The following is a 21,056-nucleotide window of genomic DNA, read 5'->3' as shown; positions in this document are numbered from 1 at the left end:
GAGTCCCTAAGCTCCTTCTCTAGCCGGCTTCTAGCCTAAGTTGGCTGTAAAATAGGTCAGTGATTTGGAGCCAAATGGCTACAATCCTATCGTCGGCAGCGGCTGTGCCCTGGCACAAGGCTAGCCCTGCTCCTACAGCCACAACTTCTCTGAGCAGCTCATTGAGGAGACCAGGATGAACAAGGCAGAGCTTGTGGAAGCCGTCGCTCATCGCGCTAACGTAACCAAAAAAGAGGCTGAGGCTGTCTTGACGGCAGCCTTGGAGATCATCGTGGAAGAAGTTGCCTCCCGCGATGAAAACGGAGAACCCAAAGGAAAGGTCACCCTGGTGGGCTTTGGTTCCTTTGAGGCCCGCAAGCGCAAAGAACGGGAAGGCCGCAACCCGAAAACCAACGAGAAGATGGTGATTCCCGCCAGCGTTGTCCCCACTTTCACTGCCGGCAAAGCTTTTCGCGATGCAGTGGCAGCTGGCCACAGGTCTTGAACCGCTGGGTTAGGCTAAGTCCCGTTCGCATAGGCGGGAGGGAGTCCTGAGGGGATTAGCGTGCAACGGCCTCGACATGGTGGCCACCGAGCTTGGGCAGCAGCGATTGCTGGTTGCCCGGTTGAGGCTATTGTGGATTTTTCCGCCAGCCTCAACCCCCTGGGCCCGCCGCCGTCGGTTGTGCAAGCCCTAGTTCGAGCGCTGGCGGCACCGGACCCAGTTGCCATCAGCTGCTACCCGGATCCCGACTATCGAGAGCTACGCGCTTGTTTGGCGCAGCGCTGGTCAGTCGACCCGGAGTGGATTTTTGTCGGCAACGGGGCGGCGGAATTGCTGACCTGGGCTGCTCGGGAGGCGCAGGGGCTGGAGGTATGGCTGCCCCGTCCCGCTTTTGGCGACTATGAGCGGGCACTGCGGGCAGCAGGTGCCGTGATCAAGCCGCTGGATTGGCTGTCTTGTTCGGGATCGCCCACTGCCGCTTTGCTGCCAGAAGGGATCCCTGGCAACAAGAGAGGCCGGGTGCTCTGGCTAAACAATCCCCACAACCCGACGGGCCAGCTGATCCCGCGGGAGGCCATTCTGCCTCTTCTACCCCACTTTGAGCAGGTGGTGGTGGATGAGGCTTTTATGGACTTTCTCCCGGGAGACGCGCCGCAAGATCCAATTGATCTCTGCGCTGCAGCTGCTTGCCCCAGCGGGTCAGTGGCCCCTTTGCCCCGCAGCCAAACCTTGATCCCCTACCTAGAGGCCCACCCTAACACCCTTGTCATTCGCTCGCTGACCAAGTTTTTTACTTTACCCGGGTTGCGCATTGGGTTTGCAGTGGGCCATCCGGAGCGCTGGCGACGCTGGCGGCAGTGGCGGGATCCCTGGAGCGTCAATGGCTTGGCGGCAGTGGCGGCGGCAGCGGCTTTGGCTGACGCGGACTTTCGCCAGCGCACCTTGATGTGGTTGCCCAGGGCCCGCGAGCATCTGCTCAGAGGTCTGCAGGCGCTGCCCGGTTGGGATCCCTGGCCCAGCCAAGCCAATTTTGTGCTGGTGCGCTGCCCCCTCTCCGCCACGCAGCTTCAAGAACAGCTGCTGCGGCAGTACCGCATCCTGGTGCGGGATTGCCTAAGCTTCCCAGAGCTGGGGGATCGCTATCTGCGTATTGGCCTAAGAACTCTGCCGGAGCAAGAGCGCCTGCTCTCGGCCTGTTGGGAGATCCTGGAAAATCTCTCTCCTATAGCACCCATTGACTGATAGGGGCTTCTTTGGGGCCAAGCTCTAGAGGCCGGCCTCAGCTCTGTGGCATGGTATTAATGGCGTTGTCTCTGTCCCTTGCCCCAGTCCTGCTGTCAAGCTGTCAACGGCTAGAGTGTGAGGTTGGCTTTGCATACTGGTTCCTAAGCGAGGGAGGGTAGGTTATCTATGGACTTTTCTCCACTTCACTCAGATCCTACTCAGCCCCTGCCGCCGCCTCAGAAAACGCAGCTGACGCCCCAACGAACGCTTTCGGAAGTCCCTAGCCGTCTGCATCTGGATCCGCCCAAAGAAGGGAAACATTTCCGTCTCTGGCCGCGTTTACAGCGCCGGGAGTCCATCTCACGGCTGCGGGGGAGCCAGTCCGCTAGCAGCCTTCCCACCCACCGTCCTTTGCCTGTGCTGATCCAAGAGGTGGTGGAAGATTTAGAGGAAGAAGAAGTGCCCCGCCCTTCTAGAGGAGTTTCGCCCCTGGCGGCTTTGCTGGTTTGGGTGCTCTCTTGGGTGGGGATTGGCTTTGGGGTGCGCTGGCTACTCTGGCCAGAGGATCTGTCGCTGCCCAAAGCTGAAAAGAAACTTGCTTTGGTGGACTTGGCCCAGCTACCCCTGATTCCCGAGGTGGGGGAAGAGTCGTATTCAGGTGGGGTGACTCCCCCTGAGTTAGCGCTGGGGTTGACCACTCCTTCGGTGGAGGAACTGCAAGTTGAGCCCCTTGAAAATGTCCCCAACCCGCTGGATGGCCTGCAAACTCCTCCCAGCCAGGAGACATGGGTGGAGAAATTGGCAGCTAGCCTGGAGCGTCCCTCCCAAGACAAGCTGCCCCGGGCGGTACCTTTGACCGGCAGCGATCCCGACTCGCTGGGGCCAAACCGCGGCGAGGGCACTTTCTTGGTGCTGACCACCTACTCTGGGGAGGAGAGCTTGGCGCAGGCTCGCCGCATTGCCCGTGACGCCTTTGTTAAAGAGGTGAACGGCCAAAAGTTTGTACAGGTAGCAGCCTTTGCACAACTAGAATATGCCCGCTACCATGCCGAGACCTTGAAAAATCAGGGCTTTAACGTCACGATTGTCGAGCAGTAGCTTGGGCCGTTGAGTTGCAATCACCTTTGGCCTCCCCACAGCTCTTCTAGATAAGCTTGGCAGCGGCGTAGAAGCTGGCGGCTTTCTTCAAAGGTCATTTGTTCCAAAGCTTCGGCGTAGGAGCACCAGCGGTAGGCAGCCACCTCCTCTGGTTGAACCTGTAGCTCAGGGGGAGGGAACTGGGTTGGCAGGAGAGCGACGTAGTAGGTAACGGTCTTGGCTACGGCATTCCCTGCGGAATCGGTGAAGGTGTAAACCTCCTGCAGCGATAGAGGCTCGGACTGGCCCGGCAACACTAGAAAGTGATACTCGGTCAGGCCGGTTTCCTCGCGCAGCTCCCGCTGGGCTGCCGCCAGCTCGCTCTCACCCTCATCTTTGTGTCCTTTGGGGAAGGCCCAGTGCCCCTTTTGGTGCTGAATGAGCAGATAGAGATGGGATCCCTGGGCAGGTGGCAGAGGAAGCACCGGGATCACGCCGTAGGCAGCGTCCGTCAGCATGAAAAGATTCTAGCTTTCCTGCCCCCCAAATCCTAGGCCTCAGCAAACAGGGAGGATGTCAGCTGCTCGTCTCCCCACCCTCTTCTTGGTCGGTGGGGTTCGGGATTCTGAGCTGAGCTTCTTGGCCCCTGAGAGCAGCAGGCTAAGCCTAAGGTTTTTCCCGTAGCCTGGAGAACAGGTACACCCCATCGCGATGGTAGAGCAGTCGAAACGAGGCTTCATTTTGTAAAGCTCGGATCAGAGCATGGGAGAACTCTAGGCTGCTGCGCCATCCCGGATGGCGGCTGTTCAGTAGCACATAATCAAAGGGATCCCATTGGTCAGGGGGGGATCCCTTAAAGCGGCTTTCGTCGGTAAAGTAAATAACCCGCCGGTGGGTGAGGTGGGGGCAGATCTCATGGGTGGTGAGAACGCCCCCTTGAGTGGTGATCTGGGCAAGGGCCTCTCGAGTGGCCTGCCAAGTGTCGAGGGACTGGAGATAGATGGATCCGAAAAAAGTGTATTTGCCCAGAGCCAGAAAAGCCAGCAGCGACCAGGTCAGGGCCGCTTTCTTGGCAAAACGAGCTTGAAAGCAAGGCGTTTTCATCCTTTCAATAATAGCCAGAAATAAGAAGGGGACAACAGGCAGCGCATACTGGTGCACCAGATCCCGATAGGCAGGATTGCTGGAGAGAATGTTCAGCCCCAAAGTTGGCAGAGCAGGGATCCAGGGATCCCAGTGGCGCCAAGAAAGCCCCCAGGCCACGGGGATAATCAACAAAAATCCATAGAATAGGGTATCGAGAGAGAAGAATTTGCCCAGGACTAATGTTGGCTTGAGCACCAAGTTTTGGATGATCTCAGAAACAGAGCTGCCCAAATAGCTATAGTGGGAGATGGCCGCCGGCTCGCTGCCGCTGAAGTGAGGGATAACCCAAAAAGTGGCTATGCCAAACCAGGCTGAACCTAAGGCTACGGCCACCCAGCCGGCCACCTGGCAGCGCTGTTGCCGGCGCTTCTGGATTCGCCTGCTTTCGAAAAGCAGTAGCCAAACTCCCAGGGCAACAACATTGAGAGACAGCACCGCTTTGCAGCCAAGGATACCGCTCAGGCACAGCAAGAACCCCCACAGGTTGGCAGAGCGAATGCAGAGTATAGTTGCCAAAAAAAGGGGAACGGCCAACACTTCTGGGTGAAAATCAAAAAGGTTGGCGTTAAAGATAGCCGGGTAGAGAAGATAGGCGGCGGCAATGGTCTTCGCCTTCCCCGGATCAATCTCGGCCCGGAGCGCAAGATGGTAAACGGCCAGCGCTCCCAAAGTTAGCGCCAGAGATTGGATGCCGAACAGCCAATAAACCGAGGGGACAATGCGGTACAAGAAACTGATGGGATATAGGATGAAGGCCGCATGATCTCCGAGGATGTGGATCCCGCGGATGGTGGAAAAAGGAACTTCTCCACGGCTAATTAGATAAATTGATTGGTCAAAAATTCCGAGGTCGTAGCCGCCCGACTGAAATAAGTGATGTCGCACAACGCTGCAGCTCAAAAGAGCCAAGAAGGCGCAGAGCAGCATTGCCAACATAGACATAGGCAGAGGACGATTCTTCGACATCCGCCAAGACTGGGGGATCCCACCGGAGCAGATCCAGTTGCTGCCAACGAACTGTCGGTTCTGCCCAGCCGAAGCCGTGTTGCTATCGCAAAAGCTAGGGATTGCTTGAACCCAGACGGCAGTGCAGACAGCTTGGCCCGAAGTCCGAGGCAAAAACCCCGACAGTCTTGCTAGAAGAGGCACCGCGACCGTCCACCGATGAGAAGGAGAGTTGGCCATTGTCTCGGCTGTGGAGGCAGCGCAGAAGCTTGAGAAGGTCTAAAGTTTTGCTTTCTTTCCACCGCCTCTCTTTAGGATACAGGCAGGGTATCCAAAGCCGCTGGGTGGGAATTCTGCATGGGTGAAGCCATTCGCTACGACCTGCTTTTGGTGGGGGGGAGCTGCTCGAACCTAATCCTGGCCCATCGCCTTCTGGATCTGGCCAAGCTCTCTGGGCTTAAAATCTCCATTGCCATTTTGGAAAAAGCCCGGCAATTTGGTGGGCACATTGTCAGTGGCGCTATCTGCAACCCCCAGGTGATTGCCAAGCTTTTCCCGGATTTTGAGAGCCAAGGATTTCCCCACGAGGGGCGGGTGGAGGTGAGCCACCTGAGCATATTGGGATCCCAGGAACGGTGGGACTTGCCAGAGGCAGTGATCCCAAAGGGGTTGCGCAAACAGGGGCAGCTCATCCTCACCCTCAGCCATGTCATTCGCTGGCTAGCCGAAACCCTACAAGAAAAGGCTAAAGGGATCCCCAACGTCACCCTGGACGTATTCCCTGGCTTTGCCGCCCATGAGATCCTCTATGAGGGGGAGCGAGTCATTGGGGTTCGGGTGAGCGACTCCGGCCAGGTTTATGAAGACTGTGTCTTTGCCGAGCTCACTTGTTTTGGCGACAAGGGGTTTATCTCTAAGGATCTGATCGAAAGATTTCACCTGCGCCCCCGCCCGCAACTGTGGTCAGTGGGGGTCAAGGAGCTGTGGCAGATTCCTGGCTCACTGCAGGGGCAGGTGTGGCATACCCTGGGCTACCCCGTTTTGGATGGCAGCTTTGGCGGCGGCTTTGTCTATGGTCTCAAAGATAACCGCCTGGCTCTGGGCCTCATCATTGGCCTCGACAGCAAAAATCCCAACCTCAACCCGCAGCAGCGCCTGCAGGAGTTCAAAGCCCACCCCTGGATCCAGTCCCTGATTGCTGGCGGCAAGTTGCTCAAGTACGGGGCGGCTGTCATTCCCGAAGGGGGCTACTACAGCTTGCCCACCCGCTTTGGCGTCGAAGGGGCCTTGCTCTTGGGCGATGCCCTGGGGGTGCTGGATGTGGGCAGCCTGGCCGGGATCAACAACGCCATGGAGACCGGCTACCTAGCAGCGGGCCTCATTCACGACGGCTTCTTGAAAGGAGATCTGCGGATCCAAGAGGCCTACCAAAAGGCGGTGATGGAGAGCTCCGTTGGCCAAGATCTCTACCGTAGCCGCTACTTCCGGGAGGCCTTTTTGGAAAACTCCCGTCTGCTGGAAGCGTACCTGCCCCAGATCTGCCGCAGCGTGGATGCCGGCCACCCTTGGCTGGGATCCCTGCGCTGGGGCCTGCAGGATCCCGTGCGTCGCGGCAGGGAACTCCTGCGTGCCTATACCCTGCTGACGGGACGGGTCAGCGCCAGCGAGCCACCCCCACGGGGATATGTGGCCCCCCATGCCGCCATCCAGGCGGACTTGGTGGCCCCCAGCGTTGTGGATCCCGAAACATTGACCACTCGAGCGGGCTATTTCTCGCGATCCGAGGCCGTCTTTTTTGCGGATCCCCGCTACCCCGAAGGCAACCGCCATATTCTCGAGTTTAGCGCCGACACCTGCCGCCAGTGCATTGCCACCTACGACAAACTTAACCGCCCTACCCCCTGCGTGGCCGATTGCCCGGCAGAAGTCCACCACATCCGGGAACGCAACGGCCTCCGCTCCCACGCCATGGCTTTGGAAAACTGCATCCAGTGCCGCACCTGCGAGATTGTCTGCCCCTATCTCAACTTGCGGGTTAACCCCAGCTACGAGGGATCCGGCCCCGATTTCTACGGGCTGTAGTGTCCTCTAGGTTGGCTAGGGCAGCTCTCTGGCCAGTTGGGACGGCCAACCACTAGAATCCCAGTCTGGACTCTAGAGGAGACAGTTCTTGGCCAATCCCTTTAGCCAGAGGCAGTCCTCTTGGAGGAGGACGGGGCCCTTTTTGGGTAGCTACACCCTGAGCCTAGATCCGCACCACCTGTGGGTGCCCTTGGCCTGTTTTGGGGATGGGCTCTGTATTTGGCTGGCCTTCGGGGCAGCTTACTGGCTGCGCAGCCTAGGCCCTCACCAACTTTTGCCGTGGGATGTTTACGCTGGCTTGGGGTTGCTGACCGTTCTCAGCTACTGGGGCGTTCAGGCCGGTTTGGGAGGATACGGCGAATCAAAGCGCCTATCTCGCTTTGAAGAATGGGCCAGCTTGCTGCTGGGGCTGGGGGTGACCTTTGGCCTGGTGCTGGCAGGGGCCTTCTTCGTGCGCTCCGTCTCGCTGTCGCGCTTGGTGGTGGGCTATGCTGGCCTACTAGCTCTGCTCGGCTTGACAGTAATGCGGGCAGCGCTGCGGCTGGGCATGGGCTGGCTATACGCCCGCGGTCAGGGGAGGCGACGGGTCATCTGGGTGGGATCCGGACTGCTTTTGGCCGAGGTGCTGGAGCGGCTAGAGCGCTGTCCGGCCTTGGGGTTCGAGATCAAGGCTTGGGCCGTGGCTGGGGATCCCTCGGCGCCAGAGCCGGGGCCTCTGCAGAAGCTGGAGCGGCTTGAGCCCGCTCATCTGGTGGCCTATGTACAGGCTCACCCTGAGATCCAGGAGGTGTGGTTTGGGCAGCCCCAGTTGGCCTCTGCGCCCCTCTTGCTGAGCTTGCAAGCCCTCTCCGTTCAAGTGCGCCTGGTGCCAGAGCTTCTCAGCTTCTTAACCGTTAACCTCCAGTTCCACTCTCTGGATGGGATCCCGCTGCTGACGCTGCGGCAGCCCCCTCTGCGCTATGCCCACAACCGTTTCCTCAAGCGCGCTGTAGATATCCTAGGGGCCTCCCTGGGTCTGGTGTTGCTTAGCCCGCTCTTCCTGGTCATCGCTCTGCTGGTGGCCTGCAGCAGCCCTGGCCCCATCCTGTATTGGCAGGAGCGGGTAAGCTTGGAGGGGCGGCGCTTTTGGATTGCCAAGTTCCGCACCATGCGAGTGGATGCTGAGGCAGCCGGCCAGCCGGGCTGGACGCGCCCTGGGGATCCGCGCCGAACCAAGATAGGAGCCTTTTTGCGCCGCACCAATCTGGACGAGCTTCCCCAGCTTTGGAACGTTTTGAAGGGGGAAATGAGCCTGGTGGGCCCTCGCCCCGAGCGGCCCTACTTCGTGGAGCAGTTTAGCCAGGAGATCCCCAAGTATCCGGATCGGCACTTGGTGAAAAGCGGCCTTACCGGCTGGGCCCAGATCCACGGCCTGCGGGGAGACACCAGCATTGCCCGCCGCACCCAGTATGATCTCTACTATGTACAAAACTGGTCTCTGTGGCTGGATCTGCGCATCCTGGCCATCACCCTCTGGCAAGGGATCCGCGGACGGTTGAACGGATATTAGGGGTTGCTCATGTCCAACTTGCCCACGCCCCAAGAGCTCCTCTACGAGGGCAAAGCCAAACGGGTCTACCGCACCGCCGATCCCCAGGTTTACCTCTGTCAGTACAAAGACGACGCCACGGCTTTTAATGCCCAAAAGCGGGGATCTATCGCCGGCAAGGGGGAGGTCAACTGCACCGTCTCTAGCCGGGTGTTTGCCTACCTGGCGCGGCAGGGCATCCGCAACCACTTTCTGGCCCAAACCGGCCCCACCGAGATGCAGGTGCGAGCCTTGCACATCCTGCCTTTGGAAGTGGTGGTGCGCAACCGTGCTGCCGGCAGCCTCTGCAAGCGCCTGGGCCTGGAGCGGGGCCTTCCCATCGAGCCACCACTGGTGGAGTTCTATTACAAAAACGACGCCCTGGGGGATCCCTTGGTGACCCCAGATCACATCCGCCTATTGCAGTTGGCCACGCCGGAGCAAGTGGAGGTGTTGGGATCCCTGGCTTTGGCAGTCAACACTCACCTTCGCGACTTCTGGAGGCGCTGCCGGCTGGAGCTGGTGGACTTTAAGTTGGAGTTTGGCTTGGACGAGGAAGGGCAGATCTGGCTAGCGGACGAAATTAGCCCCGACACCTGCCGCCTGTGGGATCTGGAGGGATCCGAGCCGCGAGTGCTGGACAAGGATCTCTTTCGCTTTGATCTGGGGGATCCAGTAGCTGGCTATCAAGAGGTGTTGCAGCGGGTGCTTCAGGCAGTGGGATCCCAATTCCTTCTCTCCTAGAGGGAGAGGAGCCAGGGGTGAGGGACTATAATCGCCTCAGCGATCCCACTCCTTTAACGCCCGAGCCTCCTTTCGCTTGTCGGGATCCCGCCATGACCTCTCCCCGCCCCCCTTACCCCGGCGAGCGTTTCCGCCGCCAACTGGCCGACCTGCTGGATGCCTGGGTGGAGCAGGGGTTGATCGAACCTGCCCAACGGGATCGCCTGCGGGAGTATTACCAACTGGAGAGTTTGCAACGCTCAGCCGGCGGGCGATTTGCCCTGGTGCTGCTGCTGTTTGGCGCAGTTCTGGTGGGCCTAGGGGTGATCTCCTTTGTGGCGGCCAACTGGGCTGCCATTCCCCGCTGGGCAAGAGCCTGGGGGTGCTTGGCCCTCATGGTAGGGCTGCAGGTGGCTGGCTTCCAGGTTTGGCAGCAGGGATCCCGACGGCTGGGCAGCGCCCTGCTGATAGCTGGTGAACTGACCCTGGGAGCCTGTATTGACCTGATGGCGCAGTGGGTTCAGCTTGGCGGATCCGCGGCAGGCCTGTTTTGGGCCTGGGGGATGGGCGGTTTGGCCATGGCCTACGGCTTGCGTCACAGCCCCAGTGGTGTACTGGCCTGCCTTCTGCTGGGCTTGGGGATGGTAGCCGACTTCGTGGATTGGGGGACTGTCAACTTCCTCTATCCTTGGTTGACCCTGGGCCTGCTGGTTCCTCTGGCCTATTGGTGTTGCTCTCGCTGGGTTTTTGCCCTGGCCGTGGTGAACTTTGGCCTGGCGTTGCAAGGGTTAGCCGAGCGTTTGGGCAGCTCTTTCCAAGGTTTAACCCTTTTGCATCTGCTTGGTGTTGCAGTTGTGTGGGGGTTGGGTCTGTGGCACCAACGCCATAAGCCTTGGCTAAGCCGGGTTTTAACTGAAGGAAGGGATCCAGAGCTTCCCGGCGAGCTGGAGCAAGGCTTGGATTTGGCCCCGACAGCCCAGAACTTGGCTCTGCTGGGGCTGGGTGTCCTGCTCTATGTCTGGAGCTTTGTCGGGACGTGGGTCGATCTTTCCGAGGATCCCCTCTGGAACGTTGGGGATCCCTGGGCGAGCTTGTCGGCAGTGGGGTTGCTGCTGCTGACGGGCTGGGGCTGGTGGCAGGGTTGGCAGGAGAAGAGATCCCAGCCCGTTTCGTCTTGGCTGAAGGATGCTGCTGTTCTGATTTCTCTGGTTGCCTTGGTGCTTTTGCTGGGGATCCGCAGCGCCCTGCCTTTGAACCTAACCGCAAAGGTAGCCTTGGCCTTCTTTGCTCCCTGGATCGTGACCCTTTTGCTCGTGGGATTGTCGGTGGTGCTCTGCTGGGAAGGGCTGCAGCAGGGGCGGCGGAGCCGCTTCTGGCAGGGGCTATTGGGCCTGACCTTGGTGGTGCTGACCCGCTTTTTCGAGTACCAGACCAACCTGATGACCAAATCGGCAGTGCTGGTGGTCTGTGGGATCGGCGTGATCTGGCTGGGGCTGAAGTTTGAGAGACGTATCTTCAATGCCTAGGAATCTTTCCTTTGGCTTTCTCAGGAGCTCAAGAGTCAATAAATCGCGACACTTAGGGAACTTACTCTTCTCTGAAAAGTCTTTGTTGGTAGAAAGTTTCTTGGAGAACGTCAATGAAAAAAACAGGCCTGGGCCTAGGTATACTGGCTCTAGTCTCTTTTGGTTTCTGGAGCTATGGCCCTTCCTCGATTGCCTCTGGTAGAGATCTGTTTTGGGGGCACTTTCCGGTAGCGCAAGCTCCAAGGCCGGCTGTGCCAGCAAGGCCCAGGACTCCAGAACCCGCGCCCTCCCCTGTTCCCGAAACTGAGGCCATCGATGAGCTGTTCCGCCAGATCCCCATTCTCCCCTCTCCAAGACCGTTGCCCACGCTCCCCTGCCCTCGGCCCATGAGGTTGCAGTCGATGAGGCTGCAGGCTCCGCCACCCAGCCCCGCTGTTCCTTTGCAGCCAGAGATTCCAGCCACCATTTGGAGCAATCTCCAGGGTCCTTATGGAACTACCAACTGGTCAGAACCAGACCCAAATAAAGTCTTTGCTCACACTTTTCAGTGGAATCCTCCTTGTAAAGCAGGCTGCCGGCTGGGAGGTACTCTGACGTTTGCCTACCGCAACAATTTGCCGGCTAGCAGCAACAGTTCTCCGGATGCGGGCAACGACAAGTACTACGTGTATAACGGCGGCACTCTAACTCAATCGGGGTTCCTATACGCTTCACCTGTTAGTTCGACAGGTCAGACTTTTACCAAAACCCTAACGCTCTCGCCCGCTGAAGTTGCCAACAACAAGGTTACGTTGGTGGTTCAAGACGACACGGCTGTCTTGGAAGCTAAGGTGGAGCTCAACTACTGCTGCTGTGAATGTGAGTTCCCTATCTGAGGCAAGTCCTTGGCAGCAGTAACGGCAGAGGGGGGGATCTAAAACTCTCCCTGCCGTTTTTCTTTCCCTTGGCCAGTTTCCCGAGAGCTAGCCAAGAGAATTTAGCAGCGAGCCCGGGCAAAGATCTCCTGCAAGATCTCGTCGGCTCCCTGCTGCTTCAGCTTCTCCGCCAGGGCCACCCCAACCGCTTCCGGATCGGCGGTGGATCCCGTCTGGGTATCGCGGATGAGCCGTCGCCCCTCTAGGTCGGCCACCATGCCGGTCAGGTGCAGCTCTTCCCCTCGAACTTGGCTGTGGACGCCGATGGGCACCTGACAGCCCCCCTCCAGCGCCCGCAGGAAAGCTCGCTCGGCCAAACAGCGGGCTGTCGCCTCCGCATCAGCCAAGGGTCGGATGAGCTCCAGAATCCGCTCGTCCCCCTGCCGGCACTCGAGCCCCAGGGATCCCTGGCCAACGGCGTACAGGGACACACTGGGATCCAGCACCTCGTGGATCCGGTCGGCTTTGCCCAGGCGCTTCAACCCGGCCACCGCCAAAATCAGGCCGTCGTACTCCCCCCGATCCAGCTTGGCCAAGCGCGTGTTGAGGTTGCCCCGCACGTCCTTAAACTGCAAGTGGGGAAAGGCGTGGCGCAGTTGGGCCAGTCGCCGCAGCGACGAAGTGCCAATCACCGTCCCTTCGGGCAGGGTGGCCAGTTGGTAGCTACGCAGCTCCTCCCGCAGCACCAGCGCGTCCAAAGGATCCTCCCTTTGCGTAATCGCCCCTAGTACCAGGCCTTCCGGCAAACGGGTGGGCAAATCCTTGAGGCTGTGCACTGCCAGATCGCTGCTGCCGTTGAGCAGACTGACCTCCAACTCCTTGGTAAACAAGCCCTTATCGCCAATTTTGGCTAGCGCCACATCTAGGATGATGTCTCCCTGAGTAGAAAGCGTGTGCAGCTCCAGCGGCAATCCTGGATGGTGGGCCTGCAACTGTCCCATTACCCAGTAGGTCTGGGCCAAAGCCAGCTCGCTTTTGCGGGAGGCGATCCGCACTGGCTGGGCAGCCCCTGCCGAGGGTTGCCAGGGAGTTGAGGCCAGTTCGCTCATGACTGCTGCAAAATCCGAGAACACCGTCTTTCACGCTAACTGACTTCGCGCCGCCGCAGGGCAGCGACCTTCAAGATCCTTAACCAAAGCTGCCATTGCCCCCAGCCCAGACTTTACTGCAGGGATCCCAGCCGGTAGGATAAAGTAGGTGAGTTCGCCGGCTCAGCAGGAGAGGATTTAGTCGGTTGAGCTTCTCTTCCCCAAGTCCAGAGTTTTTGAGGGGAGATTTCCCCGTCTGCTTGGTCATCTGCCTGGCATAGGTCTTATGGAAGAAAACAACGTCGGCAACGGCACTCAGTTACTGCTCAAGCGCACCATCCCTGTCAAGGTGGTGGTCACCCCCCTTTGGAAGAAAGAAATGCGGGAGCAATTGGAGCGGCAGATTGAAGCCACCGATGCTCAGATACAGCAACTGGAGTTTCAGGGTAAGCGGGCCATTGCCGAAATCGAAAAACAAAGCCCTAACCCTAATAGCCCTCAGGTGCTCCAGCAGGTGGAAGCGGTGAAAAGCCGCGTGAACGAGCAAAAGATTAGGCTCTTGGATCAGAAAAACCAGTTGCTCCAGCAGCTCAACCAACTGAGCGACCTGGAACTGAACCAGGAGGTGCTGCAGGGCAGCGTGGAGAGCTTCTTCTACGTGCAAAAGGGAGACAACCTGATTCAGAAAATGCAGGTGGAGATCCTGCTTGAAGATGGGGTCATTAAGGAAATTCGCGGCAACCCATGAGCTCCCCATTGGGGCAGGAGGGATCCCTTGCTGCAGGGGTGGCAGCCCAGGAGCTTAGGTTTTCAGCCCAACTCGGTGGCAACCCGGTGGTGACTATTAACGACCTCTGAACAGCCGCCAGGCCTAGGTTTAGGCAAGCCGGTTGATTTGGGCAAAGCTGTTCGACAAGATACTCCCCATGTCTGAGTTTGTCTGGTCAGAGGCGGTTCCCCTAGAGGATCTGGATCTCCCCGAGTGGTTGCTCACCTCAGCCCAGCGCCGCCGGCTTAAAGCTCTGCTAGTTTTGGCGATGGTGTGGGGGGTAGTGAGCCTGATGCATCAGGTAGCCGTGGCCCGTTGGCTTACTGTTGGCCTAGCTACCTTCATGGTTATCCACGTCAACCGCCTGTTTCGCCTGCAGCCGGCAGACCCGCCGCCTCCCTTACGGCTTCACCCCCTGGAAACCCCAGCTAGAGACGAGGTTGACAAGGGATCTCCCAACCTTCCCTCAGAGGCTTTGGCCTTGCAGGAGCCACCTCTGCCGCGGGTAACGGTGCTGATCCCGGCCAAAAACGAGAGCGCTGTGCTACCGCGGCTGCTGCACAGCCTTAGCCAGCTGGACTACCCTCGCAGCCATCTAGAGCTCTGGGCCATTGATGACGCCAGCAGCGATGCCACCCCAGACATCCTGCAGGAGGCCCAAAAATGGCTGCCGCACCTCCGAGTTTACCGGCGGCCCCCAGGGCGAGGGGGCGGCAAGTCTGGCGCCCTCAACGAGGTCCTCCCCCTGACCCAGGGAGAGATTATCCTTGTCTGTGATGCCGACGCCATTGTGCCCTCGGATCTACTGGTTCGCACCCTGCCTTTATTTGCTCAGCCTCCTCGTCCCGGTCGGCGGGCAGTAGGTGCTGTACAGGTGCGCAAAGCCCTGAGCAACCCCGACGTCAACTTCTGGACGCTGGGCCAGGTGGCAGAGATGGCCTCCGACGCCTACTTGCAACAGCAGCGGGTACTCATCGGGGGTATTGGCGAACTGCGGGGCAACGGCCAATTGGTACGGCGGGATGTTCTGGAAAAGTGCGGCGGCTGGAACGAAAGCACCCTCACTGACGACCTGGATCTCACCTTGAAGCTCCACCTGGCAGGGGTGGATATTGCCTTCCTCACCGAGCCCGCTATTGTCGAAGAGGGGGTTACCTCTTGGAAAAGCCTTTGGTACCAGCGCTGTCGTTGGGCAGAAGGGGGTTACCAGCGTTACCTTGACTATTGGCCAGGGATCCTCAGCGGGCGCCTAGGCATGGCCAAGAGCGTTGATCTCTGGGCTTTCTTTATCTCCCAGTATCTGCTGCCTATGGCTTTGGTTCCCGATACCCTCTGGGTGCTGTTGACGGGCCACTCCTCGGTGCTGCTTCCCCTGAACGCTCTGGTCATGGGATCCCTGACCCTGGCCTTCTATCGCGGCCTACGCCAGGTGGAGGGGCTACGCGGGCGGCAACTGTGGTGGCGTACGGTCCTGGGGTTGCTCTACATGCTCCACTGGCTGCCGGTTATGATTGTCACCACGGCTCGGATGTGTGTGCAACCCAAACAGCTGAGGTGGGTGAAGACCGTTCACTATGGCCACTGAACCTGCTCTGTTTTTCCCTGCCATCCTGGTATCCTAGTTCAAACGCAGCTACTCCCTACCCAGCCTAAGTATGGCTCGCCTCTACTACGATACCGACGCCAACCTAGAGTTCCTAAACGGCCAGGCGGTGGCCATCATTGGCTACGGCAGCCAGGGGCACGCCCACGCTCTCAACCTGCGCGACAGCGGTGTCAACGTCCTCGTCGGCCTCTACCCCGGCAGCCCCTCTTGGCCCAAAGCCGAGCAGGAGGGGTTGACCGTCAAGACCGTGGCCGATGCCGCTGCTGCCGCTGACTGGGTGATGATCCTCTTGCCGGATGAAGTCCAAAAGGCTGTCTTCCAAAGCGAGATTTGCCCCCATCTGCGGCCGGGCAAGGTGCTTCTATTTGCCCACGGCTTCAACATCCACTTTGGCCAGATTCAACCCCCCCCGGATATCGATGTCATCATGGTGGCTCCCAAAGGCCCTGGTCACCTGGTGCGGCGCACTTACCTAGAGGGGCAGGGGGTGCCCTGTCTCTTTGCTGTCTATCAGGATGCCTCCGGGATGGCGCGGGAGCGGGCCATGGCCTATGCCAAGGCGATTGGCGGCACTCGAGCTGGCATCCTCGAGACCACCTTTCGGGAAGAGGCCGAGACCGATCTCTTCGGCGAGCAAGTGGTGCTCTGCGGCGGCCTTACGGCCCTGATCAAAGCGGGGTTTGAGACGTTGGTGGAAGCAGGCTATCAGCCGGAGCTGGCCTACTTCGAGTGCCTGCACGAAGTTAAGTTAATTGTGGATCTCATCGTCGAGGGGGGGCTGGAGAAAATGCGCCAGAGCATCTCCAACACGGCGGAATACGGCGACTACACCCGTGGCCCCCGCCTCATCACGGAGCAAGTCCGTGCCGAGATGAAGCGCATCCTTGCTGAGATCCAAAGTGGCCAGTTTGCCCGCGAGTTTGTCCTAGAAAACCAGGCAGGTAAACCCGTGTTGACTGCGATGCGCCGCCGCGAGGCCGAGCACCCCATTGAGAAAGTGGGCAAGGAGCTGCGGGCCATGTTTAGCTGGCTGAAAAAGTAAGAAGTTCTTGCTAGGCAGGTCTTGTGCTGGATCTAAAGCTGCTGCGGGATCGCCCGGAAGAAGTGCGCCAAGCCCTGAGCAAGCGCGGGGCCGTCGCCGATTTGGACAGGATCCTAGAGCTGGATGGCAAGCGGCGCCAGTTGGAGACCCGGCGCGTTGCTCTGCAGGCCGAAAGCAACAGCCTGGGCAAGAAAGTGGGCGAGCTCATCCGGCAGGGGGCGGATCCCCAGGGAGCGGAAGTGACGGCCCTGCGGCAGCAAGGAGCAGATCTCAAGGCTGAGATTGCCCAGCTGGAACAGCGGGAGCGGGAGCTGGAGGAGGAGATACGGACTCTTCTCCTCACCCTGCCCAATCTGCCCTTACCCAACGTGCCAGTGGGCCAGGATGAGACGGGAAACGTGGAGGTGCGCCGCTGGGGGGATGCGCTAAAACCCACCCACCCCGTTCTTCCCCATGACGAGATTGCCGAGAAGCTGGGCCTCTTGGAGGTTGGCCGTGCCGTCAAGGTAGCCCAGAGCCGCTTTGTGGCCATGGTAGGGGCAGGAGCAGCTCTGGAGCGGGCTTTGATTGCCATGATGCTGGAGCGCCACATTGCCGCTGGCTACACCGAGGTGATCCCTCCTTTTTTGGTCAACAGCGCCGCCTTAGAGGGGACAGGGCAACTGCCCAAGTTTGCCTCAGAGAGCTTTCGCTGTGCCGAGGACGACCTCTGGCTAATTCCGACGGCAGAAGTGCCCCTCACGAACCTGTACCGGGATGAGGTGATCCCGGCCGAACGTCTGCCGCTTTATTTTTGTGCCTACACACCTTGCTTTCGCCGCGAAGCCGGCAGCTATGGCCGGGACACCAAGGGCCTAATCCGGCTGCACCAGTTTCAAAAGGTAGAGTTAGTCAAGATTACCCATCCCCAGCAATCGGAGGCCGAGCACGAAAAACTCGTGCAGGATGCTGAGGCCATCTTACAGATGCTGGAGCTGCCCTACCGGGTGGTGGAGCTGTGTACCGGCGATCTCGGTTTTTCGGCGGCCCGCTGCTTCGATCTGGAAGTGTGGTTCCCCTCCCAAAACCGCTACCGTGAGATCTCCAGTTGCTCCAACTGCTGGGATTTCCAAGCCCGCCGCGCCAACCTGCGCTACAAAGAGGCTGGGCAAAAGGGCACCCACTTCGTCCACACCCTCAATGGCTCCGGCTTGGCGGTGGGACGGACTCTAGCCGCTCTGTTGGAAAATCACCAGCAGCCAGACGGCTCGATCCGCATTCCCCAGGCACTGCGTCCTTTTCTAAGCCCTCGCTTCCTAACAGAAGACGGCACTCTCCAGAGTGCCCCCTGAGCCTTTCTATAGACTTCTTGTTCAGGAAGGAAGGGCGCTGCCGAGGCTTAAGCTAGCCTGGACTAAGTGCCCCTTCTCAGGCAGGGGATCATGTTGCCAAAGCATCGTCCCAAGCAACTGTCACTGGGCCCTCTGGAGTCGGAGATCCTTGAAATCCTTTGGGATCTCGGCAGTGCCAGCACTCGTCAAATCCACGAGCGCATTCTGGCCGACCCGGATCGGGAGCTGGCTTATGCCTCGGTAACTACCGTTTTGCGGCGCCTGAGCCAAAAGGGCTGGGTGAGCTGTGAGCGGCGCACCGATGCCGAGGGGCGGTCTTTGCCAATGCTGTGGCGGCCCCGTCTCTCTCGCCAGGAAGCTGCTAGCCTAAGAGCCTTTGCCCACTTGCAGCAGTTTTTGGCGGTGAGCGACCCAGACACCGTGGCCGCCTTTGCCGACAGCCTGGATCAGGCCAGTGTTTCCCAGTTGCAGGCGATTGCCGAACGGCTGCGAGCAGCCCGCCAGGCTAGGAGGGATCCCCAGTGAGCCACCTGGGCCTGTTGCTGTTGGGCTTGGCCTTCAGTTGGCTGTGGCGAGCCCAAGTGCGGCTAGATAGGGCGGGCTCCTGGGCGCAGCGCTGGCAGTGGGCCTGGATCCACTTCTTGCTGCCGCCCCTGTTCTTGCTAACAACCGCCCTGGCTTTGGCCTGGATGGGGCCACGGGGACAAATGGCTGGAGCGGGAGGGTGGTTTTCCTACGGCTGTGCGCTGTTGGTACTGGCGGCGGCCGCAGGCTTGGCCCTGCGCTGGATTGGGGAGTACTGGTGCTCCTGTCAACGCGCCCACCGGCAGGCCCTGGCGCAGGTGAATTTGTGTGGCTTTTCGGCTTACGTTTTGGACTTGGAGATCCCTTTTGCCGCTCAGGTAGGCGTGTGGAACTCGCAACTGGTAGTTAGCCGCGGCCTGCTGCAGCAGTTGGATGAAGAACACCTGCGGGCAGTGCTGATCCACGAAGAGGCCCATCGCCACTACCGCGATACCCTGTGGATGTTGGCGGTGGGCTGGCTGCGCCGCCTTAGCGCTTGGCTGCCGAATACGGAGCTTCTCTGGCAGGAGTTGCTGACCCTGCGGGAACTGCGAGCGGATCGCTGGGCAGCCCAGCGGGTGGATCCCTTGGTGCTGGGAGAGGCGCTGCTGCAGGTGGTGAGCTATGGGAGGGGACAGCAGCCGTCAAATGCCTGGGTTGGCTTTGCCCTGGAAATGGACCCCCCTCCAGGAGGGCGCCTGCAAGAGCGCATTGAGGCTTTGCTGCAGCCCAAAGGGCCTGAGGCCTCCGGGCCCTCGCCGTCTCGGGAGAGTTGGGGTTGGCTAGGGTTGGCGCTGTTGCCCCTGCTCGCTATTCCCTTTCACACCTAAAAGTCCAGGTCTGCCTACTGGCTGCTGCACAGGGGTGGGCAGTTCTTCTTGAGGGCTGAGGGTCTCCAGCGCTGGCAAGGCTGAACCTGGCATTGCCGCAGGGGCAGGGCTCGCGGCGGGATTGACAAGAGCCAACTCCTGCAGCGCCGCTTGGGCGGGCTGAAACTGGGGGTCTAGCTCTAGGCAGCGCTGCCAACTAGCCTGGGCCGCTTCCTGCTGGCCAGTCCGCAGTTGGGCTAGCCCCAAGGTATGCCAAAAGGCAGGCCGCTGGGGCTCCAGTTCTGTGGCCCGTTGGGCGTCGGCTAAAGCCAGCTCCAATTTCCCCAGCTTCAGGGCTTCCCAGGCGCGGTTGTTGAGGGCCACTGCGTCCTCGGGGGTCAGCTGCAAAACCCGCGAGTAGGCCTCCACCGCTTTTTCTGCCTCTTTCAGGTCGCCATAGACCAGCCCTAAGGCAAACCAGCCCCAGGGATCCTGCTCATTGAGGCTGGTTCTCTGCTGACTGGCAGCAAGGGCCTCCTCCAGCCGACCCAAGCGCCGCAGGCTTGTGATCTGGCCAAACCAGCAGGCTACGCTGCCAGGACGCTGCTGCAGTAGGCGTTGGAACTGCTCCAAACTAGCCTCGTACTGCCCCAACGCTTGCAGAACCGCCGCCAGGGCATAGCGGGCCGGAAAGTTCTCTGGCTGGATCTTCAGGGCCTCCTCGAAGTGGATGCAGGCCTCTTTGAGGTAGCCCAATTTCTGGAAAGCCACGCCGCGGGCATACCAGCCTTTGGGGTTGTCAGGGTCATAGCGCAGGGCGCGTTCCAGGGCTTTGCTGGCTAACCGGTACTGCCCCAGGCGCAACAGGGCCACGCCCAAGTTGTATAGCGTCACGGGATCCCGACGGCGCAGTCGCAGCGAGCGCTTGTAACACTCAATGGCTGAGCGCAGCCGCTGGCAGTGGAGCAGAGCATTCCCTTGGTAGCGCCAGACCCGCGCGCTCCTGGGATTGAGCTTCAAGACCCGGGCAAAACTGGCCGCCGCTGCACTGGGCCGCCGCAGCCGTCGCAGGGCAATCCCACGCGCCAACCAGCTGCGGGGTTGCTTGGGGTTATGTCGCAACGCCTTGTTCAAGCTGTTGAGGGCCAGCTTTGGCCGTTTGAGTTGCAGCAGACGAATGCCGCGATTGTGCCAGGCCAAGGCATCTTCGGGGTTGCTCTCCAGCACCCTGTCGTAGTTGACCACCGCCGCTTTGTACTGGCCCAGGCGCCCCAGAATTAGGGCCAAGCGCAGCCGCGTCTCCTCGTCATAGGGGTTAATGCTCAGGGATCCGTGGTAGCTGTCGATTGCCTCGCGGTAGCGGCCTAACTGCACCAACACGTCGCCGCGCCGACTCCAGGCCAGGGCAAAGTTGGGATCCATGTTCAAGGCGCGGTCGTAGGCAGCTAGAGCCTCGGTTAGGTTGCCTCGCTTGCGCCATTCCTCCGCTCGCTCAAACTGGATATCGGCGCTATTCCACTGAAACAGGCGCTGAAGAAATTGCAAAATGGCAATCTTGCGTGCCCCTTCCTCTGGTGTAGCGGAAGGCAGTTCGCCGGTGGCAATGCGCAGGATGGCTAGCTGAATGGCTCGTAGAAAAGCTTGGAACCCCCGCACTTCCTCATCCTCAGGAGGTTCCTCACGGCGGCGGTAGTGCAGCCGAAATCGCTGGAGATCCCCAGGGGCGGGAAAGCTGGGGTCCAAAAAGTGCATCAGCTCGCGGGCCCGGTACTCAAACAGCACCGGGTCTTCCTCAGAGCCGCTAAAATCCACCAGCGGCGCTTCTGCCAGGGGCTGAGGCAGCTCAGTGGGCGTGTGGAGCAGGGTCAATAGACGCTGGTTTTGCCGGGGCGGGGCGTGGGAGAAGCCACTGTAGAGCTCATCTCGGGGCCAGGGATTGGCAACAAACTCCGGCGAGGCCACCACCCCAATCCAGCGGCACTGCTCGATGGCCAGTTGCAGTTCCAGCTTGCGGTTATCCCCGGGTTGCAGCATCCAGCGATCGAACCAGACCTTGAACCCCTCTTGGTCCAGCCGCTCGGCCAGTTGCCGTACCCAGCGGGTCTGGGCGCGGTGGTAGCGCAGAAAGAGATCGAATTTGTAGGGTCCTGAGGACATGAACGCCCCCTTGCTGCCTCCTTCCAGCTTATCTTTGCTACTGCCTCAGTGGCTTGGGGCTG

At 59.9% G+C, this 21,056-nt stretch carries 17 protein-coding genes; 13 read left to right on the top strand and 4 right to left on the bottom strand.

Going from position 1 to position 21,056, the window contains the following annotated elements:
• Positions 1–175 precede the first annotated feature (175 nt).
• From NW814_RS08755 to NW814_RS08745, 3 genes are all read left to right on the top strand, one after another.
• The gene (locus tag NW814_RS08755; RefSeq protein WP_414393879.1) at positions 176–484 is read left to right on the top strand and encodes an HU family DNA-binding protein; all 309 of its coding nucleotides are present in this window, start codon (positions 176–178) and stop codon (positions 482–484) included.
• Between the two features lie 60 nt (positions 485–544).
• On the top strand, positions 545–1,726 hold the full coding sequence (locus tag NW814_RS08750) for a pyridoxal phosphate-dependent aminotransferase (protein WP_414405990.1): 1,182 nt from the start codon (positions 545–547) through the stop codon (positions 1,724–1,726).
• A gap of 168 nt (positions 1,727–1,894) precedes the next feature.
• Positions 1,895–2,806, top strand: coding sequence for a hypothetical protein (locus NW814_RS08745; protein WP_414405989.1), 912 nt, complete (start codon positions 1,895–1,897; stop codon positions 2,804–2,806).
• 20 nt (positions 2,807–2,826) lie between these two features.
• On the opposite strand, the gene NW814_RS08740 is transcribed toward NW814_RS08745, so the two are convergent.
• Positions 2,827–3,303 (bottom strand): bis(5'-nucleosyl)-tetraphosphatase, encoded by a 477-nt coding sequence (locus NW814_RS08740; RefSeq protein WP_414405988.1) that lies wholly within the window; start codon positions 3,301–3,303, stop codon positions 2,827–2,829.
• Positions 3,304–3,451: 148 nt separating this feature from the next.
• A complete protein-coding gene (locus NW814_RS08735; protein WP_414405987.1) occupies positions 3,452–4,873 on the bottom strand; it encodes a DUF2079 domain-containing protein in 1,422 nt (473 codons plus the stop codon).
• 360 nt (positions 4,874–5,233) lie between these two features.
• Between NW814_RS08735 and NW814_RS08730 the strand changes: the two genes are divergently transcribed.
• The 4 genes from NW814_RS08730 to NW814_RS08715 all read left to right on the top strand — a co-directional run bounded on the left by NW814_RS08730 (position 5,234) and on the right by NW814_RS08715 (position 10,774).
• The gene (locus NW814_RS08730; protein ID WP_414405986.1) at positions 5,234–6,958 is read left to right on the top strand and encodes an electron transfer flavoprotein; all 1,725 of its coding nucleotides are present in this window, start codon (positions 5,234–5,236) and stop codon (positions 6,956–6,958) included.
• Positions 6,959–7,100: 142 nt separating this feature from the next.
• Positions 7,101–8,507, top strand: a complete 1,407-nt coding sequence (locus tag NW814_RS08725) for a sugar transferase (RefSeq protein ID WP_414405985.1) — start codon at positions 7,101–7,103, stop codon at positions 8,505–8,507.
• 9 nt (positions 8,508–8,516) lie between these two features.
• Positions 8,517–9,269: a phosphoribosylaminoimidazolesuccinocarboxamide synthase gene (purC, locus tag NW814_RS08720; protein ID WP_414405984.1), complete on the top strand. Its 753-nt coding sequence runs from the start codon at positions 8,517–8,519 to the stop codon at positions 9,267–9,269.
• A gap of 17 nt (positions 9,270–9,286) precedes the next feature.
• A complete protein-coding gene (locus tag NW814_RS08715) occupies positions 9,287–10,774 on the top strand; it encodes a DUF2157 domain-containing protein (protein ID WP_414405983.1) in 1,488 nt (495 codons plus the stop codon).
• 976 nt (positions 10,775–11,750) lie between these two features.
• Here NW814_RS08715 and hemC read toward each other — a convergent pair.
• Positions 11,751–12,737 (bottom strand): hydroxymethylbilane synthase, encoded by a 987-nt coding sequence (gene hemC, locus NW814_RS08710; protein ID WP_414405982.1) that lies wholly within the window; start codon positions 12,735–12,737, stop codon positions 11,751–11,753.
• Positions 12,738–13,002: 265 nt separating this feature from the next.
• Here hemC and NW814_RS08705 point away from each other — a divergent pair, with 265 nt between their 5' ends.
• The 6 genes from NW814_RS08705 to NW814_RS08680 all read left to right on the top strand — a co-directional run bounded on the left by NW814_RS08705 (position 13,003) and on the right by NW814_RS08680 (position 18,858).
• Positions 13,003–13,464, top strand: coding sequence for a YlqD family protein (locus tag NW814_RS08705; protein WP_414405981.1), 462 nt, complete (start codon positions 13,003–13,005; stop codon positions 13,462–13,464).
• A 178-nt stretch (positions 13,465–13,642) separates the two neighbouring features.
• Positions 13,643–15,070 carry a glycosyltransferase family 2 protein gene (locus NW814_RS08700; protein ID WP_414405980.1) on the top strand — a complete coding sequence of 476 codons (1,428 nt, stop codon included), beginning with the start codon at positions 13,643–13,645 and terminating at the stop codon, positions 15,068–15,070.
• 70 nt (positions 15,071–15,140) lie between these two features.
• The gene (ilvC, locus tag NW814_RS08695; RefSeq protein ID WP_414405979.1) at positions 15,141–16,133 is read left to right on the top strand and encodes a ketol-acid reductoisomerase; all 993 of its coding nucleotides are present in this window, start codon (positions 15,141–15,143) and stop codon (positions 16,131–16,133) included.
• A gap of 23 nt (positions 16,134–16,156) precedes the next feature.
• Positions 16,157–17,464, top strand: a complete 1,308-nt coding sequence (serS, locus tag NW814_RS08690) for a serine--tRNA ligase (protein WP_414405978.1) — start codon at positions 16,157–16,159, stop codon at positions 17,462–17,464.
• A 90-nt stretch (positions 17,465–17,554) separates the two neighbouring features.
• The gene (locus NW814_RS08685) at positions 17,555–17,989 is read left to right on the top strand and encodes a BlaI/MecI/CopY family transcriptional regulator (RefSeq protein WP_414393902.1); all 435 of its coding nucleotides are present in this window, start codon (positions 17,555–17,557) and stop codon (positions 17,987–17,989) included.
• Positions 17,986–18,858 carry a M56 family metallopeptidase gene (locus tag NW814_RS08680; RefSeq protein WP_414405977.1) on the top strand — a complete coding sequence of 291 codons (873 nt, stop codon included), beginning with the start codon at positions 17,986–17,988 and terminating at the stop codon, positions 18,856–18,858. Before NW814_RS08685 ends, NW814_RS08680 begins: the two co-directional genes overlap by 4 nt.
• Here the strand turns inward: NW814_RS08680 and NW814_RS08675 are convergent.
• Positions 18,811–20,994 carry a tetratricopeptide repeat protein gene (locus tag NW814_RS08675; protein WP_414405976.1) on the bottom strand — a complete coding sequence of 728 codons (2,184 nt, stop codon included), beginning with the start codon at positions 20,992–20,994 and terminating at the stop codon, positions 18,811–18,813. The two genes, NW814_RS08680 and NW814_RS08675, sit on opposite strands and share 48 nt — an antisense overlap.
• Positions 20,995–21,056 lie beyond the last annotated feature (62 nt).

This window comes from Synechococcus sp. R65.1, from assembly GCF_047461755.1.
Lineage (GTDB): Bacteria > Cyanobacteriota > Cyanobacteriia > Thermostichales > Thermostichaceae > Thermostichus.
This window is presented reverse-complemented; position numbering and strand designations above follow the sequence as displayed.

Bases quoted from the DNA above. Each gene is read 5' to 3' on its own strand.
- NW814_RS08755 (WP_414393879.1), top strand. From the start codon at position 176: ATGAACAAGGCAGAGCTTGTGGAAGCCGTCGCTCATCGCGCTAACGTA.
- NW814_RS08745 (WP_414405989.1), top strand. From the start codon at position 1,895: ATGGACTTTTCTCCACTTCACTCAGATCCTACTCAGCCCCTGCCGCCG.
- NW814_RS08740 (WP_414405988.1), bottom strand. From the start codon at position 3,303: ATGCTGACGGACGCTGCCTACGGCGTGATCCCGGTGCTTCCTCTGCCA.
- NW814_RS08735 (WP_414405987.1), bottom strand. From the start codon at position 4,873: ATGTCTATGTTGGCAATGCTGCTCTGCGCCTTCTTGGCTCTTTTGAGC.
- NW814_RS08730 (WP_414405986.1), top strand. From the start codon at position 5,234: ATGGGTGAAGCCATTCGCTACGACCTGCTTTTGGTGGGGGGGAGCTGC.
- purC (WP_414405984.1), top strand. From the start codon at position 8,517: ATGTCCAACTTGCCCACGCCCCAAGAGCTCCTCTACGAGGGCAAAGCC.
- hemC (WP_414405982.1), bottom strand. From the start codon at position 12,737: ATGAGCGAACTGGCCTCAACTCCCTGGCAACCCTCGGCAGGGGCTGCC.
- NW814_RS08705 (WP_414405981.1), top strand. From the start codon at position 13,003: ATGGAAGAAAACAACGTCGGCAACGGCACTCAGTTACTGCTCAAGCGC.
- NW814_RS08700 (WP_414405980.1), top strand. From the start codon at position 13,643: ATGTCTGAGTTTGTCTGGTCAGAGGCGGTTCCCCTAGAGGATCTGGAT.
- ilvC (WP_414405979.1), top strand. From the start codon at position 15,141: ATGGCTCGCCTCTACTACGATACCGACGCCAACCTAGAGTTCCTAAAC.
- NW814_RS08685 (WP_414393902.1), top strand. From the start codon at position 17,555: ATGTTGCCAAAGCATCGTCCCAAGCAACTGTCACTGGGCCCTCTGGAG.
- NW814_RS08675 (WP_414405976.1), bottom strand. From the start codon at position 20,994: ATGTCCTCAGGACCCTACAAATTCGATCTCTTTCTGCGCTACCACCGC.